This window comes from Vibrio sp. V39_P1S14PM300, from assembly GCF_009904765.1.
Classification (GTDB): domain Bacteria; phylum Pseudomonadota; class Gammaproteobacteria; order Enterobacterales; family Vibrionaceae; genus Vibrio; species Vibrio proteolyticus.
This window is the reverse complement of sequence record NZ_WXWP01000410.1, coordinates 1-6,047: the sequence shown is the minus strand read 5'-3', so window position 1 is coordinate 6,047 and position 6,047 is coordinate 1. Positions and strand designations below refer to the sequence as shown.

Sequence of the window (6,047 nt, the reverse complement as noted above, 5' to 3'; positions counted from 1 at the left end):
ATGTTAAAGCATGAACGGTGTAAGATATGAACTGCCAAACAGCATAGTTATTGATTACTCAGTTTATGCCACGATTAAAAAGCGCCCCAATCGGAGCGCTTGTTTTATTTGGAGTGTTATTCCCAATCCAGGATAACTTTACCAGATTGGCCTGAACGCATAATGTCGAAGCCTTTTTGGAAATCATCAACTTTATAGTGGTGAGTGATGATTGGCGTCAGATCCAAACCAGATTGAATCAGGCTGGCCATCTTGTACCACGTCTCGAACATTTCTCTTCCGTAAATGCCCTTAATCACTAAGCCTTTGAAAATCACTTGATTCCAGTCGATGCCCATGTCCGATGGCGGAATACCCAACAATGCAATGCGACCACCGTGATTCATGGTTTTCAGCATGGAGTTGAACGCAGACGGGTTCCCCGACATTTCCAGGCCAACATCAAAACCTTCCGTCATGCCAAGCTCTTCCATGACGTCTTCCAGTTTCTGTTCAGCAACGTTCACAGCACGGGTGACACCCATCTGACGAGCCAGATTTAAGCGGTATTCATTGACATCCGTGATCACCACGTGGCGCGCGCCGACATGCTTAGCGACTGCCGCCGCCATGATACCGATCGGACCCGCACCAGTAATCAACACATCTTCACCGACCAGATCAAAAGACAATGCCGTGTGAACTGCATTTCCAAACGGGTCAAAGATAGACGCCAGATCGTCAGAAATCTCATCTGGGATCTTAAATGCGTTGAACGCTGGGATCACCAGATACTCAGAGAACGCACCAGTGCGGTTCACACCAACGCCCACAGTGTTACGACACAGGTGGGTACGACCACCACGACAGTTACGACAGTGTCCACAAGTGATGTGACCTTCGCCAGATACACGGTCGCCAATAGCAAAACCACGCACTTCCTGGCCGATACCGACGACTTCACCAACGTATTCGTGACCCACAACCATAGGTACCGGAATGGTGTTCTGCGACCATTCGTCCCAGTTGTAGATATGGACGTCGGTCCCACAAATCGCCGTTTTCTTAATCCGGATCAACAGATCATTGTGGCCAAGCTCAGGCATGTCCACTTCGTTCATCCAGATGCCTTCTTCAGGCTTTAGTTTTGACAGTGCTTTGATTTTCATTACTTGATGATCTCCATGTCACGGCCAACTTCGATAAACGCATCGATGGCTTTATCCAGCTGTTCACGTGAATGCGCGGCAGACATCTGAGTGCGGATGCGCGCCTGACCTTTTGGCACGACAGGGAAAGAGAAACCAATAACGTAGATGCCTTTCTCCAGAGCGCGTTCTGCAAACTCAGCGGCGACTTTCGCGTCACCCAGCATGATTGGAATGATGGCATGATCAGCACCAGCCAGCGTAAAACCTGCTTCCGACATACGAGTGCGGAAGTGCGTCGCGTTTTCCCACAAACGATCGCGCAGATCGCCGCTTTCTTGCAACAAGTCCAGTACGCGAATTGATGCGCTGACAATCGCCGGTGCAACAGAGTTTGAGAACAAGTACGGGCGTGAGCGCTGACGCAGCCACTCAATCACTTCTTTCTTACCCGAAGTATAGCCACCTGACGCGCCGCCCATGGCTTTACCCAAGGTGCCCGTAATGATGTCGATGCGATCCACCACATCATGATATTCATGGGTACCCGCGCCCGTTTTGCCCATAAAGCCTACGGCGTGTGAGTCATCGACCATAGTCAGTGCACCGTATTTCTCCGCCAGATCACAGATAGCCGGCAAGTTGGCCACCACGCCATCCATCGAAAACACACCATCGGTCACAATCAGGATATTGCGGGCACCGGCGTCTTTCGCCGCAATCAACTGCTCTTCAAGTTCAGTCATGTTGTTGTTGGAATAGCGGAAACGCATCGCTTTACACAGGCGCACACCGTCAATGATGGAGGCGTGGTTCAGCGCATCGGAGATGATCGCGTCTTCTTTATCCAGAATGGTTTCAAACAACCCGGCGTTTGCGTCAAAACAAGACGTATAAAGAATGGTGTCTTCTTTGCCCAAGAAGGTCGACAGCTTCTGCTCAAGCTCTTTGTGGATGTCTTGTGTACCACAGATAAAACGAACTGACGCCATGCCAAAACCATGCTCGTCCATGCCCGCTTTCCCCGCTTCAATCAGCGCAGGGTGGTTTGCAAGACCAAGGTAGTTGTTCGCACAGAAGTTCAGTACTTCCTCACCGCTGGCGATTTTGACTGCGGCTTGCTGCTGCGACGTGATAATACGTTCAGATTTGTACAGACCTTCAGCTTTCACTTCTTCGATCTGTTGTTGGATTTGTTGGTAAAATGCAGAAGACATTTGCCATTCCTTCCTGGTTGTTCTGTTGAGTGTGATACCACTCAATCGTAGGGTCAGCCTTTGTGTGACAAGGGTCACAGACCGTAATAACTCATTACCATCTAGTGTAAGCCATGGGGTAGAAAACGATTATCCCTCGACATGGAAAAACATTAGTGAACTCAAGGCACAAATGAACTTTTTAACAGGAAATGGCGATGTCTCTCCCATCCGGGGGCGCTAAACCGAGCCCACCTTATTGGATTACATGTGACGATTTATCAATTAAACTCAGTGCCCTAGAATGTGAAGGCAGATACTGATCCTATGTTTAACCCGAAACTGGTTACCCTGTTACCCGACTTAGCCATGTTTATTCTGGTGGTGGAGGAAGGCAGCTTTACCGGCGCTGCCAAAAAGCTCGATGTCACGCCTTCCGCGTTGAGTAAATTGATCACCCGGCTGGAAAAAGCACTCTCGGTTAAACTGTTTGAACGTACAACACGCAAACTCATCATCACGCAGGCTGGTCAGAAGATTTACGACCAAGCGGTCATTATGCTCAATGCCGCGCAGCAAGCGGTCGAGCTGTCGAGTGCTGACCACAGCGTGCCTTCTGGTTCACTGACCGTTGCAGCACCGGAAGCGTTTCTCAACTCCGTATTGCAGCCTTTCGTGATCCCGTTTTTGCAGCAATATCCGGAGATTGAGCTCAAGCTTAGGGTCGCTGACGGCGAGATCGACCTATTTCGCGACAATATTGATGTCGCGTTTAAACTCACGGATAAGCCAGATGAAAACCTGGTGCTGCGAGAAATCGGTAAGACTAACCTGGTCTTGTGTGCCAGCCCGAATTATCTCCAGCGACATGGCATGCCGTCTCACCCAACCGCTCTTGAGCAACATGATTGTCTCTATCTGGCGGAAACCGGACGCGATAATCTGTGGGATTTTCTCAAAGACGACGAGTTTCACACCGTTGCAGTGCGCGGCCGCTACGCGGTAAATCACTCCCAGATGCGTCTGAATGGCGTCAAAAACGGACTCGGTATTGGTATTTTTCATGACTTTGTCATCGCCGACGCCATCACCGCCGGTCAGGTCGTACCGGTGCTGCCTGACTGGACAATCAAAAGCAATTACCACGGCGCGATTGCGATGCAGTATCCCCAGACCAAGTATATGCCCGCCCGGCTGCGGGTATTTATAGACTACGCGGTTCGCGAGCTGCGCGAAAAGCTGTCGGCTCCCTCAATTCAGGAGTGATCATGTTTTCCAGAATTCATCATGTTGCGATCATCTGTTCAGACTACGTGGCGTCTAAACATTTCTATACTGAAGTATTAGGCCTGAAGGTGGTGGCTGAAAACTACCGTCAAACCCGAGACTCGTACAAACTCGATCTGGCGCTGCCTGACGGTTCGCAAATAGAACTGTTTAGCTTTCCCGACACCCCAGAGCGTCCCAGTTTTCCCGAAGTACAGGGGTTACGCCATCTTGCCTTTGAAGTTGAAGATATCGACAACGTAGTGGCTTACCTGTGCGGTCAAGGCATCGAAGTTGAGCCCGTTCGCACCGATGAGTTTACAGGTAAGCGATACACATTTTTTCAGGATCCGGACCAGCTTCCGCTGGAAATTTATCAGAGATGACAAAGCCATGAAAAAGAGTCAGCCTGAACTGACTCGTTTGGTTTAACGAAATGTCACACGCAATCGCTCTACCCGGCTAAATAGCATCCAATCCAGTAACAGCGCGACAATAATGGTGATCCCCGCCATCGGAAACGCCACCCCAATCAAAAGCAGCGTGACCAAGCCCGTCTTCCATATTCCTGACGATTGAAAGCGTGGCGGCACACCAAGCTTTTTCTGTCCGCTCGGACGACGTATCCACCACATCACCCCACCCGATACCGCCAAGAAAATGAACATCAGACAAAACAGTATATTCAGCACTTTGTTTAGCGTACTCAGATCACCCTGATGCAAAGACACGCCTGCGGCCATCAATTTGGCAAAGACGCTGTAGTCCTGCCATGTCACATCCATCAGTAAGCGGCCAGAATACTGATCAAAATGACTGGTGCGATCCAAACGCGGATCCGTTACCTGCCCGGCCATAGAGTTTGCAGCAATCGTAAAGACACCGGTTTCCGATTTTGGAAAATACACCGAGTATTGAGTGAAGCCCATGCTTTTAGCACGCGCAATCAAGTGATCGAGATCGAGGTGATAAGACGTTTCCGAGGACATCGACTCGTGCCCCATCTTACTATGATCATGAGTCACCCTGTCCTGCGATTGCGGCAAAGTAGCCTGCTCCAAATTCCACGGCATCTCTTCTTCGGTGCCATGATTCAAACTGGCGTGCGTCAGCGCAGATTCCGGCTTGTCTCCCCAGGTGTAATACGTCGGAAATGTATTCCAGGCCTGGACCAGTTTCGCCCCCCAAATCCCCGTCCACGACAAGCCAGAGATCAAGAAAAACAGCAGGACAACAGACAAGGCGCCACCCAGATTAGCGTGCAAATCCCGCATAAAAATGCGTGTGCCATTTTTCATTCGAACCTTAAGGAAGCCCGCTCTACTGGCGTTATCTCGCGGTAGCCATAAGTAGATCCCACTGACCAACAACACCATTCCCAGACTGGCTGCTACCTCAATCAGGTAATCACCCCATTGCCCGAGTAGTAGGGTCGCGTGGATATCATTTGCAAAGCTATAGATGCTGTTGCTGCGGTCTATCGTCCCCAGCACTTCACCAGTGTAGGGGTTGACCGTCGCCAACAAGGTTTGTCCGTCTGGCGCTTGAATCGAAAAGCGATTCGCAACATCGTCGGATGCTGCCGGGATATACTGGGTCACGCTGTAGCCGGGAAACGCTGCATTAATCGCTCGCAGTTGCTTGGAAACCGGCAAGGAATGTGGCTCAGGTTCAACCTGAATGATCGATTCATAGCGCGCCAGTTCGATTTCATCATCCAGTAACATAACCAGCCCGGTAATACTCAGCATTAGCAAAAAAGGGATCACAAACAGACCCGCATAAAAGTGCCAGCGCCAGGTCATAAAATAGAGCGACTTCGCGCGTGATGCATCGCACTGATGAGGCAGTGTTGAGTTACTCAACATAAATAATTTCCTTTATACACAAAAAAACATCACCACTCGACGAACGCCGGGGTGATATTGGCAGACTTTTTCAATTTATTTTGTACTGACTTATCGAAAGGAAATGGGAGGAGCGCGCGGAACTTGTCTTTCATATCGTACACTTAGAGCCAAAAAAGTGTAGCGGTCTGAAATGACATAGCTCAGTCGCGTAAGTAAAGGTGTAGTTGGAAGCTTAATTTGGTGAAAGGTTGAAAAATGACTAAACGGACACGGCTTTCCATGCTGCTGTGTCTCACGGCTGTCCTGTTCAATCTGAACCAGTTCAAAGCCATTAATCGTACACAACGTTGCCCAAACGCCTGCCTGACTCCCATGTGCATTGATGACAGGCATCAAAGTCACCAACGCCCAACTCAGAGCACTGGCAAGTAACATCGCAGTATGTTTAGAAGCAGACCGTCGCATCGCAACACCATAAAAACACGTTGTCAGCAACTATATCATCATTGATAAAAATCACATCACAAACTTATTCATTTCACTCGCACCTGCTCACAAATTCGCAACCCAGCTCACATCGAGTAATACATCACCGGGAAATGTAGAGC

At 49.6% G+C, this 6,047-nt stretch carries 6 protein-coding genes; 2 read left to right on the top strand and 4 right to left on the bottom strand.

The annotated features are described in order from the left end of the window. Positions 1-116: 116 nt before the first annotated feature. Together tdh and CAG65_RS21470 are read right to left on the bottom strand one after the other, a co-directional pair. Positions 117-1,148, bottom strand: coding sequence for an L-threonine 3-dehydrogenase (gene tdh / locus CAG65_RS21475; protein ID WP_021706471.1), 1,032 nt, complete (start codon positions 1,146-1,148; stop codon positions 117-119). After that, on the bottom strand, positions 1,148-2,344 hold the full coding sequence (locus CAG65_RS21470) for a glycine C-acetyltransferase (RefSeq protein WP_021706472.1): 1,197 nt from the start codon (positions 2,342-2,344) through the stop codon (positions 1,148-1,150). The genes tdh and CAG65_RS21470 overlap by 1 nt, the downstream gene beginning before the upstream one ends. 306 nt (positions 2,345-2,650) lie before the next feature. Between CAG65_RS21470 and CAG65_RS21465 the strand changes: the two genes are divergently transcribed. Both CAG65_RS21465 and gloA2 read left to right on the top strand, forming a co-directional pair. After that, complete coding sequence (locus CAG65_RS21465; protein ID WP_161454923.1) at positions 2,651-3,589, top strand: LysR family transcriptional regulator; 939 nt, start codon at positions 2,651-2,653, stop codon at positions 3,587-3,589. Between the two features lie 2 nt (positions 3,590-3,591). Continuing rightward, positions 3,592-3,975: an SMU1112c/YaeR family gloxylase I-like metalloprotein gene (gloA2, locus tag CAG65_RS21460; protein ID WP_161454922.1), complete on the top strand. Its 384-nt coding sequence runs from the start codon at positions 3,592-3,594 to the stop codon at positions 3,973-3,975. A 42-nt stretch (positions 3,976-4,017) separates the two neighbouring features. On the opposite strand, the gene CAG65_RS21455 is transcribed toward gloA2, so the two are convergent. Together CAG65_RS21455 and CAG65_RS22345 are read right to left on the bottom strand one after the other, a co-directional pair. Beyond that, positions 4,018-5,454 carry a PepSY-associated TM helix domain-containing protein gene (locus CAG65_RS21455; RefSeq protein WP_443084071.1) on the bottom strand — a complete coding sequence of 479 codons (1,437 nt, stop codon included), beginning with the start codon at positions 5,452-5,454 and terminating at the stop codon, positions 4,018-4,020. Between the two features lie 93 nt (positions 5,455-5,547). Further along, positions 5,548-5,904, bottom strand: a complete 357-nt coding sequence (locus CAG65_RS22345) for a hypothetical protein (protein ID WP_161454920.1) — start codon at positions 5,902-5,904, stop codon at positions 5,548-5,550. Positions 5,905-6,047: the final 143 nt, after the last annotated feature.